Here is a 22,733-nt window from a genome sequence, read left to right on the forward strand (position 1 = left end):
GTGGTTTTGTCGACATCAGATACCCCCCCAAACGGAATCAATTCGCCCCGCATTTCTCCAGACAGGCCAAATACCCCACAGGCCCGCTTGTGAAATTTTTCACAAATTCGGGTTGCCCCTGTCCGTGCGGCTCCGATAATCGTTAATCTCTCTGTTTTAACGCCATGTCTGCCCCCGCCGCTGCTGCCACTCCCTCCGCACCTCCACCCGTTGACCTGGTGAACGTGCAAATTGACGGCGTCTGGTACAAGTTTCCCAAGGGCACGCGCATGATCGAAGCGTGCAAGCAGGTGAAAAAAGAGGTGCCGCATTACTGCTATCACCCCAAGCTGACCAGCCCTGGTAACTGCCGCATGTGCCTGGTGGAAATGGGCATGCCGCCCCGTCCCACTCCTGGCCAGGAGCCGGAAAAGGATGAGCACGGCATGGCCAAGATCGGCTGGATGCCGCGTCCGGTCATCGCCTGCGCCAACACGGTGGCCGATGGCATGGGCATCCGCACGGAGTCTGTGCTGACGCAGGAATGCCGGAAGGGCGTGATGGAATTTCTCCTCATCAACCACCCGCTGGACTGCCCCATTTGCGACCAGGCCGGTGAGTGCCGCCTGCAGGAATTCAGCGTGGAGCACGGCAAAGGCGAAAGCCGCTTCCGTGAAAACAAGGTCAAAAAGCCGAAGAATGTGGACATCGGCCCGCGCGTGCGCCTGGACGATGAGCGCTGCATCATGTGCAGCCGCTGCATCCGCTTCACGGCAGAGATCGCCGATGATCCGGTTCTCGGCTTCACCGAGCGCGGCAGCCACACGACACTGGCCGTGCATCCGGGCAAGCGCCTGGAAAACAATTACTCGCTCAACACGGTGGACATCTGCCCTGTGGGTGCGCTGACCTCCAATGACTTCCGCTTTCAGCAGCGCGTCTGGTTCCTCTCTGAGACGAACAGCATCTGCACCGGCTGCGCCCGGGGCTGCAACATGGAGATCGGCGCCCGTGGCGATACCATCTACCGACAGACTCCCCGCGACAACAACGATGTCAATTCCTCCTGGATGTGCGACCGTGGCCGTCTGGACTTCCATTTTGTAAACAGTGAATTCCGCCTCACGGATCCGCTGGTGAAGACCGGCGGCAGGCATGAAGTCAGCACGTGGAAAAAATCCATTCAGGCCGTGGCCGACGGGCTCGCCGGGCTAAAGGGCGAAGAGATCGCCATCATCGCCAGCGCGCGCATGACCAATGAAGAACTGTTCTTCGTGAAGCAATTGGTCAAGCTGCTGGGCACGGAAAACGTGGACGTCATCCAGCGCATCGGCGAGGGCGACAACTACCTCTCCGCCGCTGACAAAAACCCGAACACCAATGGCGTGAAGCAGATCCTCGGCTTTGAACCCGGCAGCCGCATCGCCGGCATCACCGAGCTGATGAGCCGTGGCAAACTGAAGGCCGTACTGGCCCTGGGCGAAAATCTTCTGAAGGCCGGCTTCGAGCGCCAGGACCTGGAGAAGGTCAGCTTCCTGACCACCCTGCACATCCTGGCCAATGCCACCGCTGAGCTTTCGCAGGTCGTGCTTCCAGGCACCGCCTATGCCGAAAAACGCGGTAGCATGATCAACGCCACAGGCCGCTTGCAGCGCCTGAACAAGGCGGTCAATGCCCCCGGCAACGCCCGCGACACCTGGGAAATCCTGCGCGACATCGTCGTCGCCTGTGGTGGTTCTAACGGTCTCTATAGCGTAGAAGACGTCTTCAAATGCCTGGCCAATGACACGGCGGTGTTTAACGGACTGAGCTTTGCCAAGATCGGGGATCTGGGCATCCCTCTCATCGAGACCGGAGAGACGATTCCGCTGCTGGAGCGCGAAAAAGAGCGCAAGGCCAAAGGATTGATCGTTGGTTAGACCTCTGTTCTGGCGGTTGGCAAAGAAACGTGGCTTCCATCGCAAAAAGGTGGAGTTCGTGTGTGCTTGCAGTTGCACAGGCTGACGGTTTTACGCTCGGTCAGAGTAAACTTCTTGGAGCGCATGCCGGTGCCGGTATGCTCGCCGTCGCACATCGGCTGGTGGCCGCTCAGCCCGCAGGAGCACCACCAATGGTCCCCGGCCTCCAGCTCAACGATGGCTGGCTGAGTATCGTAGATTTTCGGGAGCATGGCGAATGAGGCTGGGTTTTATCAGCCGTTGACCACCGTGCGCAGAATGTCCTGGACGAGGGCCGGGCCACGGAAAACCAGGCCGCTGTAAACCTGCACGAGCTGCGCGCCAGCCTGAAGCTTTTCCTTCGCATCACCGCCGCTGAGGATGCCGCCCACGCCAATGATGGGAGTGCCTTCTTTGAGCAGCATGCGGAAAGCCTGTATGACCTGGGTGGAGCGCTCCTTCACCGGTGCACCACTGAGACCACCAGCTTCCTTTTCCAGAGGGTGCCCGGCCACCGCCTCGCGGTTAATCGTCGTGTTGGTGGCGATGACGCCATCCACTGCCAGTTCATTAAAGACACGAGACAGAGCCTCGATCTGCTGCCCGTCCAGGTCCGGGGCGATCTTCACCAGCACCGGTTTCATCTGGCCATATTCTTGGGCCAGGCGGCTTTGTTCGGACTTCAGTGCAGCCAGAAGAGAGCGGATGGATTCCTCCGCTTGGAGATCCCGCAGGCCTTTGGTATTCGGGCTGGAAATGTTTACGGCGATGTAATCCGCCACCCGATACGCCGCTTTGAGACCCGCCAGATAGTCCTTCACCGCATCCTCGTTAGGCGTGTCAAAATTCTTGCCGATGTTCACCCCCACCACCGCTTTCGTTCGGCGTTTTTCCAGACGTTTCACAGCGGCGTGGATGCCCGGGTTGTTGAAGCCCATGCGGTTGATGAGGGCATCGTGCTCAGGCAGGCGGAACAGGCGCGGCTTTGGGTTCCCCGGCTGCGGACGTGGGGTCAGAGTACCGACTTCCACAAAGCCAAAACCCAGCGCACCCCAGGCTTCCACGGCTGAGGCGGATTTGTCCATGCCCGCCGCCAGCCCCAGGACATTGGGAAATCGCAGCCCCAGGCATTCCACCGGCTTTTGCGGCAGCTTTTCCTGGCCCGCCGTCAGCAGGCCGAGGCTGTGGGCCATGCGCATCATGCGCGTTGTCCACTCATGCGCCCTTTCCGCATCCATACGGAAAAGCCAGGGTTTTAATGTGGGGTACAGATTGGCGATGAGAGACATGTCTTCTCTCAAACTCCGCCCCTCCCCTCTGTCAAGGCGGCGTCGCCGTGCGCCCTGGCAAATCAGCAAAAAGTCACTGCCACCAGGCCGGTCCCACTTTGCTGCGGGCCAGGGGCTGCCTTTTTTCAATGGCTGGCTCTTTGCCCCATCCGAGGCCCTCAGTAACCGGCACGCCCGGCTCTTTTCCGTAGAAGTGGTTATCCTGCCAGCGGATTCCTGCCAGATCACCACGGGCATCCACAATGATGGACTTCGTGGCGCTCACTTGGTTCCCGGTGATCAGGCAGTCCACGGGAGGCAGTGACGGTTTACCGGGCACTTTGTCGCCTTCCAGGGCGATCAGGAAGGGATGCTTACAGTCCACGATGCTGTTGCCTTCCACGCGGGCACGCTTCACCTGGAAGTAGCCATGAAGCGGGGAATCCGGCAGGCCCATCATGAAGGTGATGGCGCAGCGCACCTCGTCGCCAGCCAGGTTTTCCAGGTAGTTGTCGCGTACGATGTGGTCCTCGCCAATGATGCGGATGCCGCCGGTGCCTTTGGCCTGGTTACCAAAAAAGCCGTTCTTTTCCACGATGCAGGCGTTGCCATGGCGGAGCGTCAGCGTGCCGCTCACTTCGAGGAAAGAGTTCTCCTGATACAGATTGCCGCAGGACTTGTTGGAGATGCACTCGGCCTCGCCGTTGCATTTTTCGAAGAGGTTTTGACGGATGATGCAGGACGCTGTCTGCATGGAGTTCTTGCTGTCCCCCACACGAATGGTTTCGCCGCCGTTTTTGCCCAGTTTTTCGCGGGGGCCAAAGTAATTCTGCTCAATGGTGTGCCGGCCCACATTTTCACCGCCTAGCCACACGACAAGAGTCGTCCCTTTGGATGCCTTTCCCTGAATGAGGCAGTGGTCCAGCCTGTTGTCCGCGCCGTAAATGCCCACCCAGTGAGATTCCTTTTCATCCTTGCTGGCCAGGTCGGGTGTCAGCGTGATCACGCAACCGGTCAGCCGGCAATGCCGGGCGAGGTTTTTGGAATCGATGCGAAACTCAATGGTATCTCCCACAGCCGGATCAGGGTTTTGAAACCACAGTCCCTCTACGACCAGATTCTCCCCGCCGATGCGCAGTCCTGAAGCTCCCGTGAAGATGGTCTTCCCCGGCACGGCTGCCCGCAGTGTAATGGGTGCCTCCTTCGTCCCCTGCGCCCTAAACTTCACCAATGTATCCGCCCATTCGCCTTCGCGGAGCAGGATCGTATCCCCCGGCATCGCGGCCTTGACAGCTTTGGCCAGCGCATCCGCATCCGCGACAGGCATCACACGGGCATGGGATAAAAGGGGCAGAAAAAGGGCGGCAATGAATAAACGCATACTGGAGGACGAGGGGGTGGAAGAGATAAGCAGAAGCCACGCTCTTCTTGCATCCTCATGAAAACAAGAGACGGAATCCCCCGCAGGAGATTCCGTCTTTGTCAGAGCACACTAACCAAAAGGATGATCAGGCCTCTTCCTTTTTCGGAGCTTCGGCTTCTTTTTCGAATTCCGGACGCGGACTGCTCTTTTCACCGTCCTGGGATGGCGGGCGGCGGAAGCCGCCTTCGCCCCCTTCAGGTCCGCCACGGCGTGGGGCTCCATCGGGCCCACCGGGTCCGCCAGGTCCACGGCCTGGACCGCCAGGACCTCCGGGTCCGCCTGGGCCACGCATGGCGTTGCGCATCCGCTCCATGCCCTCTTTCATTTCTTCTTTGGACAGATTGCCGTCAGAATTGAAATCCATGCGGCCGAAGCGTGTTTCGATCTCCTGTTTGGAGAATTTGATGTATTCTTCCTTGCTTACAATGCCGTCGCTGTTTTTGTCCATTCGGCCAAAGACTTCATCCATCATGGGCGGGCCGCCAGGACCTCCAGGACCGCGTGGGGGTCCGCCTTCAGGACGGCGTCCACCTTCGGGCGGCATGGGCCGGTCACCCTCCGGTTTGGGGGCATCTCCTTCGGGCGGACGACGAAATCCGCCCTCATCTCCTTTGCGGCCCCCCCCTTTGCCTTCGCCACGTCCACGCATCCGGTCGCCCATTTTTTCGGCCACGGCTTTGATTTCGGCCTCGTCCACATAACCGTCGCTGTTGGCATCCATGGCGGCGAAGCGCTCGTCACCACCTCCGCGGGCGATGCTGCCATATTCCTCTTTGCTAATTTTGCCGTCGCTGTTTGCATCGGCCCGCTTGAGGAACTCTGCCAGGCGGTTGCCGCCTCCTGGCGGGCCTTTGCGCTCCCCTTCCTGGGCCAGGCCCAGGGTGGTGCCTACTGCCAGCAGGCTTAAAATATAAACTGTTGTTTTGTGTGATTTCATAATTGGACAGGTTGGGTGTTTTTCAACAACAGACACTCCAACACAGCGCATCAGGCGCAGTTGCGCACTCTTTCAGAAAAGATGCGATTTTACTGCACAGTACTTTTGACCTGCCCTTGTCGCAACCTCGTCACCAGAGTCTGGCCAGGTGCCACTTCATCCTCCTGGGTGATGACTTTTCCATGGGCATCCGTGGTGTAGGAGAACCCGCGCGCGAGCACGGATTCAGGCCCCAGATTTCTGAGCAGCTTCACCTTGGAGGAGACATCGTCCTCCATCCTTTCCAGCCGGTGCAAGAGAAGCTGCTTCAACTGCTGCGCCTGGTTTTCCAGCCGGTGCGTGACCTCGGTCAGCATCACTTGCGGATGATGGCTGGTGACGGTCTGCTGCCGCTCTGCGACTTGGTCGGCCAGCGCCTGGAGATGCTCACGGACCGCGTCTTTGAGACGGTATTCCAGGTCATCCACGGTCTGTTCCGCAGCCTGCAACTGGCGCTCGGGTTCAGATTTTAAAGCCCCGCGCCGTATGAAATCCAGCGTCTGCTCATACTGGTCCAGCCGCACACTGAGCTGGCCGTTGAGGCGGCGGGAGAGCGATTCAAAATGCCGTTTCAGCTCGGCCGCATCCGGTGCCAGCAGCTCTGCGGCCGCACTCGGTGTCGGTGCCCTCAGATCCGCCACAAAGTCGGCAATGGTAAAGTCAATCTCGTGGCCCACCGCAGATATGACCGGAATCCGCGAGGCATACACGGCGCGGGCAAGCGACTCTTCGTTGTATGCCCACAGATCTTCAATGCTGCCGCCGCCACGCCCGATGACAATGGTATCCGGCACTGGCAGTCCATGCGCTTCGGCATCATTCAGTATTTCCAGTGCGCGGATGGTTTCCCGCTCCACCCCCTGCCCCTGCACCCTGACGGGAAACACCAGCACATGAATCCAAGGTGCCCGGCGGGTGAGGATGTTCAGCATGTCCTGGATGGCCGCGCCGGTGGGTGAGGTGATCAGCGCCACCACGCGCGGATATTTGGGAATGGGCTGCTTTTCGGAAGGGTCGAAAAGCCCCTCCTCATAAAGCTTGCGCTTCAGTGCCTCAAACTGCGCCTGCAGGCCGCCCTTTCCTTTCATCTGCACCTGCTTCACCACCATCTGGTACTGCCCGCGCGGTTCATAGACCGATACCTCCCCCTGCACCTGAACCTGGGCACCGTCGCCCAGCCGGATGCCACTGCGGGCTGCTCCGCGAAACATCACGCAAGAGAGCTGTGAGCCTGCATCCTTAAGGGTGAAATACTGGTGCCCGCTGCTTTGCAGACGATGGTTGCTGATCTCCCCTTCCACCCACACCGTGCCGATGTGGCCTTGCAGCACCTCGCGAATTTCGCGGGTGAGTTCGGTGACGGAGAGTACATTCTCAGGCTGCATGTGCCCTGTCCCTGTAGCGCTGCCTGACCGGCCTGCCAGCGGGAAATCATCACCAGAAGCTGCCCAGGAAAAAATCCCACACTGAACCGGCCGTGGCTGCCCAGCAGCGGCCCACCTCCGCCACTCCGAGGCCGGGAGAGGGTGAAGCAGCAATGAAGAGCGCCACCAGCAACAGCACATTCACCAGGAAGATCAGCAGCATGGAAAAGAACTCACCGTTCCGTTGCAGGTCGCTCTGCTCAATGAACACCGTCTTCCACGTGAAGGTGGCATGAAAGCACCAGGTCAGTCCCAGCATCGCATAAAAAAACCAGACCGGTTTAAAGTTCAGATCCACGCTGCCAAGGCCCACATGCTGCATTCCGTGAAGGTTCCAGAACATGCCCACGATGCCGAACAGCAGCAGCACGACCAGCGAATAAAAGGGCAGCAAATAAGGGGCCAGGGTGATCCAGGTGTTGGACTTGTTCGTTTCCACATATCCACCCGTCGCCGAAAAGTCCCAATCCAATATCTTGCCCCCAAAGGCACGTGCCACAAGCAGATGACTGACTTCATGGCCAAAGACATAGCTCCGCACCGGCCGCCAGCCCGTGGCATAGGTCACCGCCCAGGCCAGTCCGCCCACCACGAAAAAAATCACCTCCTCAGTCCGCCAGAATTCCAGCCGGATCACCGCACGCCAGAGCATTTCAATCAGGGTAAAGGCCGTGACCAGTCCCAGCGGAAAAAGCAAAATGACCGCCACCGCCCGTTTCATCTTTTTCACACTCTTCAGCCGTTTTTGATGCGGGTGGCGGCTCACATTGGTGAGCTGGCCACGGTCACTCCGCCGCAGCGTGCGATCTTTGGTGCTGGCACGGAAAGTGTTCTGTGACATGAGGAATGCAGTTATTTAGCAAATCTTAACATTTTAACAATCGAAGATGTTTATATGTTCATAACTTTGGGGTATAACTTTTGCGCTAAATTGCTCATTCCCTCGTAAAGACCCATTTAATTCTAGTTTTTTTAAACAATGTTGAAACCTCACTTGTCGAGAGGCAACAGGTCGGCGATACTTTCTTAATCCTGAGAAACCCCCTCTTACTCCCGTTATGAACCCGGATGTGCTTCAGTTTCAGTGCAGCGCGTGTCAAAGCGTGCTCACCGTGCCATCCCATATGGCAGGGGTGACCGGCCCGTGTCCGATCTGTGGCCAGATGGTCACATCACCAAATGCTTCAACGTCTGCTCCCGCGTCCTTTTTTGGCAACCCGGCGCCACAGCCGCAGCCTCCGGCACAACCCGCTCCGCCTGCGCAACCACCCGCTGGGCCCGCTGGCTTTCCTCAAGGGCCGGTGATGCCGATGCCCCATTCCATTTCCCAGCATCTCAGTCCGGGCGGAAATCCTCAGGCCCCCCAAGGTGGAGCGTTTTTGGGAGGCCTGCCACCCTCGGCTTCCAGCCCTCCATCTCAGGCCACCCCTCCACCAGCTCCCTGGCAGCAGCCCGGCCTGGGACAAACTCTGCTGGGTGGGAGCCCTCAGCAGCCAGCCTTTCCTCAATCTCCCGCCAGCACCCAACCGCAGGGACTGCCACCACGCAGAGCGGAAGGTCAGCCCCCCCTCTCAGTTCCTCCACAGCAACCCGCCACGCCTTGGGGCAGCAATCCAGACAGGCAGGGTGCCATGCCTGCCGCTACCCCAAATACAGGCTCCGCCTTCCTTCCCCAACCGCGCGTAGCAGGTACGGGTGCCCCCGCTCATAGCAGCCTCATCCCCGGCTCACCGACATTACCCCTCTTCGGGAACCAAGCCGGTGCACCGTCCTCACCTTCGTCACTGCTTTCCCGCGAAATCCCCGCAGCAGCGCCAGTACAATCGCCCGAGGCACCCAGTGAGTTGTCGCCTGCGGCCCCACGGCCCATGCGGCCCATCAAAAAACCTAACCGCAGTTCTAACATTTTCATGTTTGCCCTGGCGGTGATTTTTCTGGCAGGTTTTCTGGCCGCTGCCGGCTGGATGTTCCGGGAGCCTCTCATGGAAGTGGTGAACCGCTACATGCCACCCGATGACGATGCGGCGATGACCGAACTGCCGGAAGGTGCCATCACGCCAGATTCCCTGCCTGCGCAGTTCACGGAACCAAACGTGACGGAAACGAAGCCCAAAGCCGTTTTTGACCCGGAAGAGACGGCCCCTCCTCGTGCTATCGTGCCGACTCCTGAAGACATGGCCGCCCTGCAATCTGTCCCCACGCCTGAGACTCCCGCAGGCGGTCTCATGGAGGTCCCCTCCAAACCGATGGCGCATGGTCTTCAAAACGACACCTCACCCGACACTACCAGCAGCGTCGTCATGCCCGCCGCCAGCGAAGTCAAAATTGAGGTTTCGGAAGAAGGCAGGCCCGCAGCCGATGCCCTCCTCAAGTTCCTCAATGCCAAAGACCTTCAAGAGCGCCTGAAATACACCCTTGCCGCAAGCTCCATGAAACCGCTGATGGAGCGGTATTATCAGACGCAGGCGGATGGCCCCATCCGCATTGATGCCGCCGGACTGGTGCGCCTGGACCCCAAGCCCCAAATGGGCGGCGGTGCCCATGCCGTGTTTGGTGTGGAAAGCCGCGCCTGGGAATATCCCGTCCCGGTAATGCTGGAGGAAGGCCGCGACGGCTGGCAGGTGGACTGGCTGTCTTTTGTGGAATTCAAAGACCGCATTCTGGAGAAGTTCTTTGAAGAATACCAGGAAGGTGCCGCCCGTTTTCACGTCGGCATCACCCGCATGCATTACTTCGAGGGCAAAGTCCCCAATTCGGATAACAAAGACGCTTTCCGCATCGGTCCAGCCCCGCCAAACCCCTTCCTCACCACCGTGTTTGTGGAAAAGGATTCCCAGGTGGGCCGCGATCTCAAGGAGCGCATCCCTTGGGGTGCCCAGGTCTGGGCCATCGTGGAGCTGGAGTGGGTCAAGCTGGGTTCTCAGCAGTGGGTGCAGCTCGTCGGCGTGCCCCAGCTTAACTGGTATTCCGTTCCACCTGAACCCAAGGGAAAATCCGGCAAATCCAGTGATCTGCCCAACGAGATTCAGCGCGCCGTGCCAGTGGGACGGTAAAGCCGCTCACCTTGCCGTTCCGCAAACATCGCACCCGTTTCGTTTCGGCAGCTTCACCCGGCGGAACTGCATCGTGCCCAGGTCCATGCACAGCATCTCACCCGCCAGCGGTTTGCCGATGCCGGTGATGAGCTTGACCACCTCCATCGCCCCCAGGCAGGCGGCCGTGCCGGAGACTGCGCCAAAAACCGGAAACTGCCGTGTCCACGTTGGCGGCACCTCCGGCACATAACACGCCAGGCAGCCGGTCTGTCCTGGAATAAACGTGGTCACAGTCGCCTCCAGGGTGTGCATGGCACATTCCACCATGGGTTTTCCCGCCCGCATTGCCGCCGCATTCAGCGCCAGTCTTTCTTGAAACAAAGGCGCCGCATCCACCACATAGTCCGCCTGCGCCACCAGGGCTGCCGCATTGTCCTCGTTCACATTCTCAGCCACACCAACCACCTCGCAGTCGGGGTTCAGCTCCCTCAATCGTTTCACGATGTTTTCCATGCGCGGCTGTCCGACATGGGCGCGGGTTTGCAAAAGCTGGCGGTTTAGATCCGGCAGTTTCAGGTTGCCTCCATGCGCCAGGACCAGCCTGCCCACCCCCGCAGCCGCCAGTTCCATGGCCACCAGCCCTCCAAGCCCGCCCACGCGGGAAACCAGCACGCTGGCACCTTTCAGCTTCCGCTGCCCATCTTCCCCCACGCCCGGAACCCACATCTGCCATTGGTAGAGGGAGCGGTCGGCATCGGTGAGTTCGGGCAGGTCAGGCATGCGCGGAGCCTAAACCGGGAGCAGCCTGCGCTTCAATCGTCAATCTGTCCGGTTTTTGCTGGCCCTGCGGGTTGCAGTCTCTACACTCGCACCGATTTTCCTGCCCATCCTGACCATGAAACAGTACGCCCTTGGCATTGACTATGGCACCAACTCCTGCCGCTCCCTTCTCATTGACCTTGAAAACGGAGCCGAGGTCGGTTCCTCCGTCTTCAACTACCCCTCCGGTGAAATGGGCGTGCTGCTGGATCCCAAGAACCCCCACGTCGCCCGGCAAAATCCCCAGGACTATCTGGACGGCATGGTGGCCATCACCCGGGGTGCTCTGGAGCAGGCCGCTGAGAAAATCCCGGGCTTTGATCCCGCCCAGGTCGTCGGCATCGGCATGGACACCACCGGCAGCACCCCCATCCCGGTCAACAGCGATGGCACTCCGCTCGGCCTTCTCCCAGAGTTTAAAAACAACCTCAATGCCATGGTCTGGCTCTGGAAAGACCACACCGGTTATGCCGAGGCTGCTGAGATCACCGCCCTGGCTCAGGAAATGCGTCCCAACATCATCGCCAAGTGCGGGGGCATTTATTCCAGCGAATGGTTCTGGAGCAAAATCCTCCGGCTCCGCCGCACCGACCCCGCCGTCTTCGAAGCTGCGTATAGCTTCGTCGAGCATTGCGACTGGCTGCCTGCCGTGCTCGCGGGCGATACCAATCCGCATACCCTGAAGCGCAGCATCTGCGCCGCCGGTCACAAGGCCATGTTCAGCGCCGAATGGGGCGGCCTGCCCGACCAGGAATTTCTTGGCAAACTCGATCCCGCCCTCGCTGATCTGCGTGACCGCCTTTACGACGAAGCCCACACCTCCGATGTCAAAGCCGGCACCCTCTGCGTCGAATGGGCCGCCAAGCTCGGCCTGCCGGAAGGCATCGCCATTTCCGTCGGTGCGTTCGATGCCCACATGGGTGCAGTCGGTGCCGGCATCAAAGAAGGCACGCTGGTGAAAATCCTCGGCACCAGCACCTGCGACCTCATGATCACCCCCGCCGACCAGCCCCTGGCGGACATCCCCGGTGTCTGCGGCATCGTCAATGGCTCTGTGCTCCCTGGTTATTACGGTATCGAAGCCGGCCAGAGCGCTGTCGGGGACCTTTTCCTCTGGCTCGTCAAAAATCTCGTTCCCGAAAGCTACGGCAGCAGCATTGGCGACAAGTTTAACGCCATGGAAAAAGCCATGTCCGCGCAGAAGCCCGGTGCCTCCGGTCTGCTCGCCCTGGACTGGAACAATGGCAACCGCACCGTCCTGGTGGACGTCCGTCTGACAGGCCTCTTGTTAGGCCAGACCCTCCACACCGAGGCCCATGAAATCTACCGCGCCTACATCGAGGCCACCGCCTTCGGCGCCCTTACGATCATCAAGCGCGTGGAAGAATACGGCGTGGAGATCCGCGAGATCATCAACACCGGCGGCCTCTCCATCAAAAACGCCACCCTCATGCAATGTTATGCCGACATCATCGGCAAGCCTATGAAGGTCAGCCAGAGCGAGCAGACCTGCGCCCTGGGTGCCGCCATTTTCGGCGCGGCCGCCGCCGGCATCGCGGATATCGGCACCCTCCAGGCCAAAGTCACCGCCACCCGCGAAAAAGTCTATTTTCCCATCCCGGAAAACCAGGCCGTTTATGCCGAATTGTATGCACTTTATCACACCCTGCATGATGCCTTTGGCACCGCTCAATGGCAGGGCAACCTGGCTCACGTCATGAAAAAGCTCCTGGAGATCCGCTCCCGTCAAGGTTGATTCGCCTTGTCTGTGACTGGTAATTCACATTTTTCGAAAGACACCTTTTTTTCAAACGGGGGTCCGCCCCCTCACAGACGGGGTTTGACAGTACGATTCAAACGCTGACAATCCACACCAATGGAGGAAACGCCAGACATCCCCGAAGACGCAAAAAAAGACAAGGGCTTGTGGGAAAAAACCCGCAAGAGCCTGATCGAACGCCTGAACAACTGGGAGGACCAGCGCACCTGGAATGAATTTTACCAGACTTACTGGCGGCTCATTTACAGCGTCGCAACCAAAGCTGGTCTGACCCGCGAAGAAGCCTTTGACGTCATCCAGGAGACAATCATCGCCATCGCCCGCCAGGTGCAGAAAGGCCAGTATGATCCCCGCGCCGGATCATTCAAAGCGTGGCTCCTGCAAATGACTCGCTGGCGCGTCCTGGATGTCTTCCGCGCCCGCAAGCGCCAGCCCTCCCTCGCCGACCAGGGAAATTCCGACAGCGAGGAGACCAGCAACCTCGCCCTGGACCGCCTCTCCAATGACAAGGACAACCTCCTGGAAAACATCTGGGACAAAGAGTGGCGGGACAACATCACCGCCGCCGCCCTGGAGCGCGTGAAGGCCAAAGTCTCCCCACGCCAGTTCCAGATCTTCGACTGCTATGTCATGAAAGGCTGGGGCGTCAAAAAAACCAGCGAAGCCCTCGGCATCAATGCCGCCCAGGTTTACCTGGCCAAGCACCGCGTCGGTGCCCTGGTCAAAAAAGAAGTGCAGGCCTTGGAGCACACCATGCTCTGAAATTCCATGCCCGTGGCCTCCCGGGCAGCCACGAATACAGGTGCAGAGTGAGGCGCAGACCATCTGCATCTCACGCCTACCGGGGAAAGGAATCCAAAGAATTTTTTTCCCAAAAATCTTTTTACCCTTTCTGTCCATGCCTCCCGCTGACCGCATCCACATTGATGAAGTCCTGCCCCCCGGAACCCCTGGCAGCCAGGCTGGAAAACTCGCCCAGGAGTCTGAACTCGCCCGCTTCCTGGCTAAATGGCTTGACAACTGGCTGCGAATTCCCGGCACCAATTTCAAGATCGGCCTGGACCCCATCCTCGCCCTCTTCCCTGGTGTCGGCAGCACTGTCGCCTCCGGCGGCGGCCTCATCATCCTGGTGGAGGCAGTCCGCTCAGGCGTCAGCCTCCCTGTGCTCATCCGCATGGGCGGCAATATGCTGGTCAATACCTTCTTCGATTACATCCCCCTAGGCGGTCCGGTGGTCAGTGCCTTCTTCAAGTCCAACATGCGGAACCTCCGCCTCCTCCAGTCCTGGCAGGCAGGCCATCAGCAGGCCGTCCGTAAAAGCACCTTCCGCGTCTTCATCTTCGTCGGTCTCCTTGTCGTGTTTCTCATCGCCATGCTCATTGGCCTATTTACCTTCTACGTGTGGCTTCTGCGCGAGACTGGATTGGTTGAGTGAGCCTGTTTTTAAACAGGCGGCTTTCCCCATGCGATTAAAGTGATATCAGGTGCTCATGGCCAGACCGGCATATCGCGCTGCCCCAGGGAACGATGTCATCCTCATCTTTCTGACCTTGCTCACCTTGGCTGGAATGGTGGCCATGGTGCCGGTGCTAGGCCCTGGCCCCCAGAAAGGGTGGCATACGGTTATCTATTTTAGCCCATGCGTGGTCACAATCACCATCGGATATCTCATCATCACCCGGCGTCATCGGCGGCCGCTGGTCCATCCATGGGGATGCTGATACAGGCTGCCGCTTTCTGACCCCGGCAACCCGGATGGAACTGGCCCATTCCCCCAAAGGCGAATCCTGGTGCCTAGGCGGCGGCTGGGTCTGCTGCATCTTCCGGGACACCCTCAAGGATGATGACTTACTCCGGTTTTATGACCGCGCGGAACAGTTATTGAAGGAGCCGCGATAAACTATCACCGCGCCCTTAAAATCGCCTCCGCCACCCGCATGCCGTCAGCCGCAGCAGAGATGATGCCTCCGGCATAACCGGCCCCTTCACCGGCCGGATAAAAATTCTTCAACGAGACACATTCATAGCTCACCGGATCCCGCGGAATCCGCACTGGTGCCGAGCTGCGTGTCTCTGCTGCCGTCAGCACGGCATCTTCCAGGTCGAAACCCGGCATGCCTTTGTTGATGCGCGGGATGGCTTCCTTTAGCGTCGCGATCACACCTTCGGGCAGCACTTCACGCAGGTCGCTCCAGACCACCCCGGGTTCATAGGAAGGCTTCACCGTCCCTTGGCTGGTGGAGGCACGTCCGGCCATGAAATCCCCCAAAAGCTGCGCCGGGGCATGGTAATTGCTGCCGCCCACCTCATAGGCCCGCCGCTCGATCTGCCTTTGAAACTCGATGCCCGCCAGCGGATGTGCCTGGCCATAATCCTGCGGCCCCACCTCCACCATGAAGCCCGCATTCGCGTTCGCCTCGGCCCGCGCATAGCTGCTCATTCCATTGGTCACCACCATGCCTGGCTCAGATGTGGCCGCCACCACCAGCCCCCCCGGGCACATGCAAAAGCTATACGCGCTGCGCTCAGTCTCACAATGCGCCACAAATTTATACGGAGCCGAGCCTAGGCGCTCATGCCCGGCCCATTTGCCAAACAGCATCTTGTCCACCAGCCGCTGCGGATGCTCGATGCGCACGCCCACAGAGAAGGGCTTCGGATCAAAAGGAATGCCCCGCTCATGAAGCATGGCAAAGGTGTCCCGGCTGCTGTGCCCGACAGCAAAGACAATGGGACTGCCCTCGATCACCGCCCCGTCCGCCAGCACCACCGCACGCATCACCCCTTTTTCGATCACCACATCCTTCACCCGGCAGCCAAAGCGCACTTCGCCCCCCAGGGAAATGATTTCCTCCCGCACATGCCGCACCACTTTAATAAGCCGGTCCGTGCCAATGTGTGGCCGCGCCTTCACCAGGATGTCCTCCGGCGCACCTGCCGCCACCATTTCCTTCAGCAGCCACGGGATGCGGTGCTCCCGGTCGCGAATTTGGGTATATAGTTTGCCATCGGAAAAGGTGCCTGCCCCCCCTTCCCCATACTGCACATTGGATTCCGGATTAAAATCCCAGCCGCGCCGCCAAAAACCCGTCACATCCCGCGCCCTGTCCCCTGCCGCCTTGCCACGCTCCAGCAGGATCGGTTTCAGCCCCGCCCGTGCCAGCAACAGCCCCGCAAAAAGCCCGCAAGGCCCCGTCCCCACAATCACCGGCCTGCCTTGCTTCGCGGCCCCTTGACCGCCTTGACCCACCTTGACCTCCAAATAAGTCTCATCCGGTGCCACAACCACCTTGGTATCCGCCTTGAGCGCCTTCAGCACCCGCGCCTCATCCGCCACCTCCACCAGCAGCGTATAGCTGAAGTTCACATGGCCGCGCCGCGCATCAATGGCACGCTGCTTGAGGGTAAAAGTGGCATCCTTCACCCCGAGGCGTTTCAACAAGGCCGCACGCAGGTCGGCATCGGTATGGTCCACAGGGAGATTGAGTTGAGAAACTTGCAGCATGGGAGGCGGGAATGTCGTTCGTTCATACTCGCCTAGGTTGCAACCAGTTGACTGCCGCCTTGCCATCCTTGCGCATCCTGCCAAAGTCCCCTTCCCCGAATGTCCGCCAAGTCTGCCTCCCACAACACCCCTGACCGTCCCGATGTAAAAGGACCCGGTGCGTCCACGCTCCCTTCCGATGCTATACCGGCCAAAAAAATCTGGGACCGCACGGCCTGGAGGGATGCCGCTTTTTTCCTGCGCTACTTGCGCCCCCATTTCAACGTCTTCATTCCGGCGCTGATCGCCCTGGCCATGACCGCCATGCTGACCGTGGCCTTCATCAACATGCTGGCCGAGGTGGCCGGCAAAGGCCTCGGTGGGGCCAAAGGACCGGAATGGATGGAGGAGCTCTGGCACTCCGTCATGATCATGGTGGCCATTGTATCCACCCAGGCATTCATCGCCTTCTGGCGCATCATGCTCTTTGCCAAAGCCAGCGAGCGCGCCCTGGCCGCCCTGCGCATGGAGACCTTCAGCCGCATCATCCGGCTGCCCATGTCCATCCTCAACGCCCGGCGGGTCGGGGAGCTTTCTTCCCGCCTGGCCAATGATGTCGAGTCCATGCGGGAAACCCTGGTGCTCACCATCCCCATGCTCATCCGGCATACGGTCATGCTCATCGGCTGCCTCGTCCTAGTCCTCCAGATTTCGGTCAAGCTGGCCCTGGTCATGATCGGCACCATCCCGGTGGTCATCGTCATGATCGCCATCTTTGGTGCCAGGATTCGCAAGCTCACCCGCAAGGCTCAGGACAATCTCGCGGGTTCCCAGGTCATCGTGGAAGAAAGCTTGCAGAGCATCATCAGCGTCAAAGCTTTTGCCAATGAAGCCCATGAGATCGCCCGCTATGACAGCCGGCTGGGCCATTTCCTCAAGACCGCCATCCGCGCCGCCGCACCCCGCGCCGCTTTTGTCTCCTTCATCATCTTTGCCTTCAGCCTCGCCCTCATCGTTGTGGCCTGGGTCGCTTTAAAAATGCTCAGCGAGGGCGAAATCCCTGCCGCTGACCTCTCCCGCTTTGCGGCTCTCAGCGGCATGATCGGAGCCTCCTTTGCCGCCTTTTCTGAGCTCATTGCCCAACTCCAGCGCACGCTTGGTGCCACGGATCGCGTCCGCGAAATCCTGCTGGAGCCAACTGAACCCGAGGTGGCCAACCCACCCAAAATCCGGTTCAAGGGTGAAATTGAGGTGGATAACCTCTGTTTCTCCTACCCCTCCCGCCCAGATTCACCCGTCCTGCGCGAATTCTCCTTCAAGGCCCTCGCCGGCCAGCGCATCGCCCTCGTCGGCCCCAGCGGCAGCGGCAAGACCACCTCCATCTCCCTGCTCTACCGCTTTTATGAGCCCACCAGCGGCCGCATCCTCGTGGATGGCCAGCCTATCCAGGACATGGCCCTGCCGACCCTCCGCCAAAACCTGGCCCTCGTTCCGCAGGAGGTGCTCCTCTTTGGCGGCAGCATCCGCGAAAACATCGCCTACGGAAAACCGGACGCCACCGAGGCCGAAATCTACGAAGCCGCCAAAAAGGCCAATGCCCATCTTTTCATCGAGACCATGCCGGAAGGTTATGACACCCTCGTCGGAGAGCGCGGCACCCAGCTTTCTGGTGGCCAGCGTCAGCGCATCGCTATTGCCCGCGCCATCCTCGCCGATCCGGCCATTCTAATTCTGGATGAGGCCACCAGCAGCCTGGATGCCGAGAGCGAGCGACTCGTCCAGGATGCCCTGGACAAGCTCATGGAAAACCGCACTTCCATCATCATCGCCCATCGCCTCTCCACCGTCCGCCGTTGTGACCAGATCCTCGTCCTCAGTGCCGGCACCATCGTCGAGCGCGGCACCCACGAGCAACTTGTCGCCAAAGAAGGCAGCCTTTACGGCACCCTGGCGCGTTTACAGTTGGAATAAATCCTGACCACATTCGTCTCATAACCGTGCGCCTAGCCACCCCCAATACCATGAAACATCTTCTCACCCTCCTCGCCGCTCTCATCGCCCTGCCTATGATGGCCGCAGACTTCCCAAAAGGCAGCCCCAACTTCAGCACCGATTACAAGGCCGCGCTGAAACAGGCCAAAGCAGAAAACAAGCCCCTCGTCGTCGTCTTTTCCGCCGTCTGGTGCGGTCCCTGCCAGTCCATGAAAAAGACCGTCTATCCAAGCAAGGAAGTCGCCCCCATGCATGACAAATTCGTCTGGGCCTATCTGGATGTGGATGTCGAAGCCAATGGCGACCCTGCACGGAAATACAATGTCACCGGCATCCCTCACATCCAGTTCTTAGACGCCAAAGGCAAAGACATCGGCAACCAAATCGGCGGTACCAGCCCCGGCGAATTCGCCGGCACCCTCGAAAAAGTCCTGGCCAAAACCGCCCCAAAAGCAGAATAAAATTCTGCTCTAGCTACCTCAATTTAACCCACCCGCGATCCGTCGCAGGTGGGTTTTGTTTTATCCGCCCTTATTCACACAGATCCCCTTTATTCACATAAAGCATCCTCTATCAAATCGTATATCTTGTTTTAGACATCTTAATAAACTACAAGATATAGTAAAAAACAGGTTTCTAACTTGCCTCGATATCACTGCATCTGGCACTGTATCCGGTTAACACGCTGCCACCGTTATGTACCTCAAAAGCCTCACCCTCCACGGTTTCAAGTCCTTTGCGGACAAGACGCACTTTGAGTTTCACAAGGGGGTGACGGGAATCGTCGGGCCGAACGGGTGTGGCAAGTCAAATGTAGTGGATGCGATCCGCTGGGTGCTGGGGGAGACTTCGGCGAAGGCGCTGCGCGGGGAGGAGATGGCGGATGTTATTTTCAATGGCACGGACAAACGCAAACCGGTGGGTCTGGCTGAGGTGGTACTGACCATGGCTGACTGCGAGCAGACGCTCGGCGTGGAATACAATGAGGTGGCGATTTGCCGCCGGGTATTCCGCGATGGTCGCAGCGAATACCGGCTCAACAACACCGTCTGCCGGCTCAAGGACATCAATGACTTGTTCTCCGGTACCGGCATTGGCCGCCAGGCCTACTCCATCATGGCCCAGGGCCAGATTGACATGCTGCTCAGCTCCAAACCGGAAGACCGGCGCATGGTCTTCGAAGAGGCAGCGGGCATCACCAAGTTCAAAGGCCAGAAGAAAGAGGCGCTGCGCAAGCTGGAATATACTGAGGCCAACCTGCTGCGCGTGGCAGACGTCATTGCGGAGGTGAAGCGGCAGATGGGCACCCTCCAGAGACAGGCGGCGAAGGCCCGCCGATATCAAACCCTGCTGGATGATGTGCGGATGTTTGACACTCACCTCGCCCACCGTCATTACAGCGAATACAGCGCGGAGAAGGCGGAGTCCGAAAATCATGTGCGGATGATGACAGAGCAGCTTGAGCAGTTGCAGGTCCGGCTTCAGACCACCGAAGTGGAAGCCGCCGAAACCCGCGAGGCCTACCACTCGGTGGAATCCCAGATCAACCAGCTCCGCCAGCAGGCGCAGGAGCTGCGCAGCCAGGTGCAGAGCGCCGAGGGCCGCATCGGGTTTAACAATGAGCGTAACGAAGAGCTCACCGGCCGCATACGCCAGAATGAGGAGCACATCCAGCAGGGCCAGCAGCACCTTGAGCAGCAGCGCATGGAGATGATCAGCGCCGATGAGCAGCTCATCAGCATCCGCGAAAACATTGAGACCCGGCAGATGGCCCTGAACGAGCATCTGTCCGTTCATAACGCCATCATGCCTGACCGCAGCCGGCTGGACACCGACCGCCGCTCCGTGCGTGAAGCCATCCGGCAGTTCGAAGGGCAGATCGCCGCCGCCGATGCCCGCGCCCAGTCCCTGACCAATCAGATCGCCGCTGACCGCCAGCGTCATGAAACCCTGTCCCACGACAGACAGGTATCCGCTGAGGCCAAGGAGACCAGCCAGATCGAATTCGACAATCTTCAAAAGGAGATCCAGGACCTCGAAGAAACCCGCAACGAACTGGATGAAAAGGCCAAGCACTGCGCCCGTGAGATCATTGAAAAACGCGCCCAGCGCGATTCCCTCAACGAAGAGCTGACCGAGCTTCAGCGCGCCGTCACCCAGCGCCGGTCCCGTATCGAGATCATTGAGCAGCTTTTGCAAAAGGGCGAAGGCCTGGCCGAAGGCACCCAGCAGGTGCTCAAGGGCCTGGACAATCCCGAAGTCTATTCCGTCGGCGTTCGCGGTCTGCTTGCCTCAGCCATTGAAGTGGAGCCGCAGTTCATCGCCGCCATCGAGGCCGCTTTACGCGACCACTTGCAGGCTGTTCTGCTGACTGATAGCGAGCTTGCCTCCCAGATCCTGGACCGCCTGTCTAACAAACAGTTGGGCAAAGCCGCTCTGCTTCCTCACGATTTCGCCACCATGCGTGCGGTGCCTGACCGCCAGCTTGTACCGGAAGGCGGCATCGCCTGGGCCATTGACAAAGTGAAGGCCCGCCAGGGCGTGCAGGAGCTGACCGACCGCCTGCTGAACAACGTCCTCATCGTGGATGACCTGCACACCGCGCTGCGCCTCAAGAAGCAGCTTCGCGATGTCGCCATTGCGACGCTCCAAGGCGAGTTCATCGCCGCGGATGGCGTCATCCATGGCGGTGCCACCAAAGAGGAAGCCGCCTCCATGCTCCGCCGCGAGGCCGAGGTGCGCACCCTCAAGGAGGAGCTGGAAGGTTATGAATACCAGGTCATGGAAAAAGAGGATGCCGTGGCACAGCTACGCGCCCAGGTGGAAGACATGCAGAGGGAGGAACTGACCCTGCGCGAGCAGAGCCAGCGTGCCCGCGAAGGCTTCTCCACGCTCACCGGCAAGCTCTCCGTGGTCCAGCGCTCACTTCAGCAGGCCACCACCAAACTGGAGAGTGTGGAGTGGGACCAGAACCAGATCACCAGCCGCATCCAGGCTGCCGAGGCTCAGATCGCCTGGCAGAAAGAGGAGTCCTCTGTGGCCCAGGAGCAGCTCGAAGGCGCCCGCATTCATGAGGGCGAACTCGAGATCGAGATGGAGGCCTTCCTGCGTCGTGAACTCGAATCCAGCGAGCGCCTTAACGAACTCCGCACCGCGCTCGCCCTGGAGCAGAGCGCCCTTCAGTCCATCGAGCGCCAAAAGGCCCCCATGGCCACCCGCCTTCATGAACTGGAAGCAGCGATCCAGCGTTTCGATCTCGAGATCAACACCTGGCGCAGCCGCATTGAGCAGAGCATCGCCGAGAACGCCCGCTTCGCTGAGCAAGTCGAGTCCCAGCGCGGTGCCATTGAGGCCATTGACGAGCACCTTCAGAACAAGACCGAAGAACGCGCCTCCGCCTTTGAGCGGGTGACTGAACTGGAGAACCAGCTCGTGCAACTCCGCCAGCAGACCAACGGCCTGAACGATTCCCGCAACCGCATCGAGGTGCAGCTCACCCGTGTGGACCTGCGATTGGAGAACCTCATCAACCAGGTCCAGGAACGATACGCCTTCCACATCTCCGCCTTTGAGCCAGATTACCACGCGCTGATGTACAGCATCAGCGAGCAGAAGAAATCCCGTGGCCGGGGAGGCGACAAGCGCAAGAATACCCTGGCCATCAGCGAAGCTGAATCTGCCGAACCCGAGGCCGAATCAGAATCTGCGGCCTACACGGAATCCAGCGAGGAAGCCGATAGCGAACCCACGCCTATACCCGTCGTGGATGCGGATGAGGTGGACCTGGATGCCATTGAGATTCCCGGAGAGGAAGGCCACCCTGATTGGGACTTCGTCAGCGAAGTCGTTGGCGAGCTGCGCCAGAAGCTGGAGAGCATCGGCGCGGTCAATCTGGATGCCATCCAGGAATTTGAAGAACTGGAGGAGCGCCACAACTTCCTCGATACCCAGCATAACGATCTGGTGAACTCCAAGGAGGAGCTGTTGCAGGTCATCGCCAAGATCAACGAGACCACCAAGATCATGTTCTCGGAGACCTTTGAGCTTGTGCGCGGCTTCTTCCATAACAACTTCCGCGAACTCTTCGGCCCCACCGCCAAGGCCGACCTCATGCTCACGGATGACACGGATCCGCTTGAGTCCGGCATTGAGATCATCGCCAAACCGCCGGGCAAGAAGCTGCAGACCATCTCCCTGCTTTCAGGCGGAGAGCGCAGCATGACAGCGGTCGCTTTGCTCTTCTCCATCTATCAGGTGAAACCTAGCCCCTTCTGCGTGCTGGACGAGCTGGATGCGCCTTTGGATGAATCCAATATTTCCCGCTTCCTGAAGATGCTGGACAATTTCATTGATAACTCCCAGTTCATCATCGTCACGCATAACAAGCGCACCATGAGCCGGGCAGATGTCATCTATGGCGTGTCCATGCAGGAGTTTGGCGTCAGCAAGCCCATCGGCGTGCGGATGACCACGGAGGATACCAAGCCATCCAAGCAGGAAGAGCTGCGCCTGGAGGCCGAGGTGGAAGCTGAAGAGGCCCATCATGAACCTGCTACAGAAGCGCCGCCGGAGCCTGTAGAAGAACCCGTGCTCGCCTGCTGACACCTCGTTACCAC

At 59.5% G+C, this 22,733-nt stretch carries 16 protein-coding genes; 8 read left to right on the forward strand and 8 right to left on the reverse strand.

Annotated elements, in window-relative coordinates; translation table 11 throughout:
* Positions 1–164 precede the first annotated feature (164 nt).
* On the forward strand, positions 165–1,898 hold the full coding sequence (locus WJU23_RS08305) for a molybdopterin-dependent oxidoreductase (RefSeq protein WP_346332086.1): 1,734 nt from the start codon (positions 165–167) through the stop codon (positions 1,896–1,898).
* On the opposite strand, the gene WJU23_RS08310 is transcribed toward WJU23_RS08305, so the two are convergent.
* From WJU23_RS08310 to WJU23_RS08335, 6 genes are all read right to left on the reverse strand, one after another.
* Positions 1,895–2,149: a CDGSH iron-sulfur domain-containing protein gene (locus tag WJU23_RS08310; protein WP_346332087.1), complete on the reverse strand. Its 255-nt coding sequence runs from the start codon at positions 2,147–2,149 to the stop codon at positions 1,895–1,897. The two genes, WJU23_RS08305 and WJU23_RS08310, sit on opposite strands and share 4 nt — an antisense overlap.
* A gap of 21 nt (positions 2,150–2,170) precedes the next feature.
* Positions 2,171–3,205 (reverse strand): quinone-dependent dihydroorotate dehydrogenase, encoded by a 1,035-nt coding sequence (locus tag WJU23_RS08315; protein ID WP_346332088.1) that lies wholly within the window; start codon positions 3,203–3,205, stop codon positions 2,171–2,173.
* A 73-nt stretch (positions 3,206–3,278) separates the two neighbouring features.
* Positions 3,279–4,565, reverse strand: coding sequence for a polysaccharide lyase 6 family protein (locus WJU23_RS08320; protein ID WP_346332089.1), 1,287 nt, complete (start codon positions 4,563–4,565; stop codon positions 3,279–3,281).
* 127 nt (positions 4,566–4,692) lie between these two features.
* On the reverse strand, positions 4,693–5,544 hold the full coding sequence (locus WJU23_RS08325; RefSeq protein WP_346332090.1) for an EF-hand domain-containing protein: 852 nt from the start codon (positions 5,542–5,544) through the stop codon (positions 4,693–4,695).
* 89 nt (positions 5,545–5,633) lie between these two features.
* Positions 5,634–6,968 (reverse strand): exodeoxyribonuclease VII large subunit, encoded by a 1,335-nt coding sequence (gene xseA, locus WJU23_RS08330; RefSeq protein WP_346332091.1) that lies wholly within the window; start codon positions 6,966–6,968, stop codon positions 5,634–5,636.
* A gap of 49 nt (positions 6,969–7,017) precedes the next feature.
* Positions 7,018–7,848, reverse strand: a complete 831-nt coding sequence (locus WJU23_RS08335) for a hypothetical protein (RefSeq protein WP_346332092.1) — start codon at positions 7,846–7,848, stop codon at positions 7,018–7,020.
* Between the two features lie 790 nt (positions 7,849–8,638).
* Here WJU23_RS08335 and WJU23_RS08340 point away from each other — a divergent pair.
* Entirely contained in the window at positions 8,639–10,060 is a 1,422-nt protein-coding gene (locus WJU23_RS08340) for a hypothetical protein (RefSeq protein ID WP_346332093.1), read from the forward strand.
* A gap of 6 nt (positions 10,061–10,066) precedes the next feature.
* Here WJU23_RS08340 and WJU23_RS08345 read toward each other — a convergent pair whose 3' ends face one another.
* On the reverse strand, positions 10,067–10,822 hold the full coding sequence (locus WJU23_RS08345) for a HesA/MoeB/ThiF family protein (RefSeq protein ID WP_346332094.1): 756 nt from the start codon (positions 10,820–10,822) through the stop codon (positions 10,067–10,069).
* A gap of 115 nt (positions 10,823–10,937) precedes the next feature.
* Between WJU23_RS08345 and WJU23_RS08350 the strand changes: the two genes are divergently transcribed.
* The 3 genes from WJU23_RS08350 to WJU23_RS08360 all read left to right on the forward strand — a co-directional run bounded on the left by WJU23_RS08350 (position 10,938) and on the right by WJU23_RS08360 (position 14,076).
* Positions 10,938–12,617, forward strand: a complete 1,680-nt coding sequence (locus WJU23_RS08350; protein WP_346332095.1) for a ribulokinase — start codon at positions 10,938–10,940, stop codon at positions 12,615–12,617.
* 120 nt (positions 12,618–12,737) lie between these two features.
* Entirely contained in the window at positions 12,738–13,403 is a 666-nt protein-coding gene (locus WJU23_RS08355) for a sigma-70 family RNA polymerase sigma factor (RefSeq protein WP_346332096.1), read from the forward strand.
* 136 nt (positions 13,404–13,539) lie between these two features.
* Positions 13,540–14,076 (forward strand): DUF4112 domain-containing protein, encoded by a 537-nt coding sequence (locus tag WJU23_RS08360; RefSeq protein ID WP_346332097.1) that lies wholly within the window; start codon positions 13,540–13,542, stop codon positions 14,074–14,076.
* A 468-nt stretch (positions 14,077–14,544) separates the two neighbouring features.
* Here the strand turns inward: WJU23_RS08360 and WJU23_RS08365 are convergent, their stop codons facing one another.
* Entirely contained in the window at positions 14,545–16,146 is a 1,602-nt protein-coding gene (locus WJU23_RS08365; protein ID WP_346332098.1) for an FAD-dependent protein, read from the reverse strand.
* Between the two features lie 99 nt (positions 16,147–16,245).
* Here WJU23_RS08365 and WJU23_RS08370 point away from each other — a divergent pair, with 99 nt between their 5' ends.
* The 3 genes from WJU23_RS08370 (at position 16,246) to smc (ending at position 22,719) form a co-directional block, all read left to right on the forward strand.
* The gene (locus WJU23_RS08370; protein WP_346332099.1) at positions 16,246–18,096 is read left to right on the forward strand and encodes an ABC transporter transmembrane domain-containing protein; all 1,851 of its coding nucleotides are present in this window, start codon (positions 16,246–16,248) and stop codon (positions 18,094–18,096) included.
* Between the two features lie 50 nt (positions 18,097–18,146).
* Positions 18,147–18,578: a thioredoxin family protein gene (locus tag WJU23_RS08375; RefSeq protein ID WP_346332100.1), complete on the forward strand. Its 432-nt coding sequence runs from the start codon at positions 18,147–18,149 to the stop codon at positions 18,576–18,578.
* A gap of 235 nt (positions 18,579–18,813) precedes the next feature.
* Positions 18,814–22,719, forward strand: coding sequence for a chromosome segregation protein SMC (smc, locus tag WJU23_RS08380; RefSeq protein WP_346332101.1), 3,906 nt, complete (start codon positions 18,814–18,816; stop codon positions 22,717–22,719).
* The last annotated feature ends 14 nt before the right edge of the window (positions 22,720–22,733 follow it).

Origin of the sequence: Prosthecobacter sp. SYSU 5D2 (assembly GCF_039655865.1) — a bacterium.
GTDB lineage: Bacteria > Verrucomicrobiota > Verrucomicrobiia > Verrucomicrobiales > Verrucomicrobiaceae > Prosthecobacter.

Coding starts and splice junctions, on each gene's coding strand:
- WJU23_RS08305 (WP_346332086.1), top strand. CDS start 165: ATGTCTGCCCCCGCCGCTGCTGCCACTCCCTCCGCACCTCCACCCGTT.
- WJU23_RS08310 (WP_346332087.1), bottom strand. CDS start 2,149: ATGCTCCCGAAAATCTACGATACTCAGCCAGCCATCGTTGAGCTGGAG.
- WJU23_RS08315 (WP_346332088.1), bottom strand. CDS start 3,205: ATGTCTCTCATCGCCAATCTGTACCCCACATTAAAACCCTGGCTTTTC.
- WJU23_RS08320 (WP_346332089.1), bottom strand. CDS start 4,565: ATGCGTTTATTCATTGCCGCCCTTTTTCTGCCCCTTTTATCCCATGCC.
- WJU23_RS08325 (WP_346332090.1), bottom strand. CDS start 5,544: ATGAAATCACACAAAACAACAGTTTATATTTTAAGCCTGCTGGCAGTA.
- xseA (WP_346332091.1), bottom strand. CDS start 6,968: ATGCAGCCTGAGAATGTACTCTCCGTCACCGAACTCACCCGCGAAATT.
- WJU23_RS08335 (WP_346332092.1), bottom strand. CDS start 7,848: ATGTCACAGAACACTTTCCGTGCCAGCACCAAAGATCGCACGCTGCGG.
- WJU23_RS08340 (WP_346332093.1), top strand. CDS start 8,639: ATGCCTGCCGCTACCCCAAATACAGGCTCCGCCTTCCTTCCCCAACCG.
- WJU23_RS08345 (WP_346332094.1), bottom strand. CDS start 10,822: ATGCCTGACCTGCCCGAACTCACCGATGCCGACCGCTCCCTCTACCAA.
- WJU23_RS08350 (WP_346332095.1), top strand. CDS start 10,938: ATGAAACAGTACGCCCTTGGCATTGACTATGGCACCAACTCCTGCCGC.
- WJU23_RS08355 (WP_346332096.1), top strand. CDS start 12,738: ATGGAGGAAACGCCAGACATCCCCGAAGACGCAAAAAAAGACAAGGGC.
- WJU23_RS08360 (WP_346332097.1), top strand. CDS start 13,540: ATGCCTCCCGCTGACCGCATCCACATTGATGAAGTCCTGCCCCCCGGA.
- WJU23_RS08365 (WP_346332098.1), bottom strand. CDS start 16,146: ATGCTGCAAGTTTCTCAACTCAATCTCCCTGTGGACCATACCGATGCC.
- WJU23_RS08370 (WP_346332099.1), top strand. CDS start 16,246: ATGTCCGCCAAGTCTGCCTCCCACAACACCCCTGACCGTCCCGATGTA.
- WJU23_RS08375 (WP_346332100.1), top strand. CDS start 18,147: ATGAAACATCTTCTCACCCTCCTCGCCGCTCTCATCGCCCTGCCTATG.
- smc (WP_346332101.1), top strand. CDS start 18,814: ATGTACCTCAAAAGCCTCACCCTCCACGGTTTCAAGTCCTTTGCGGAC.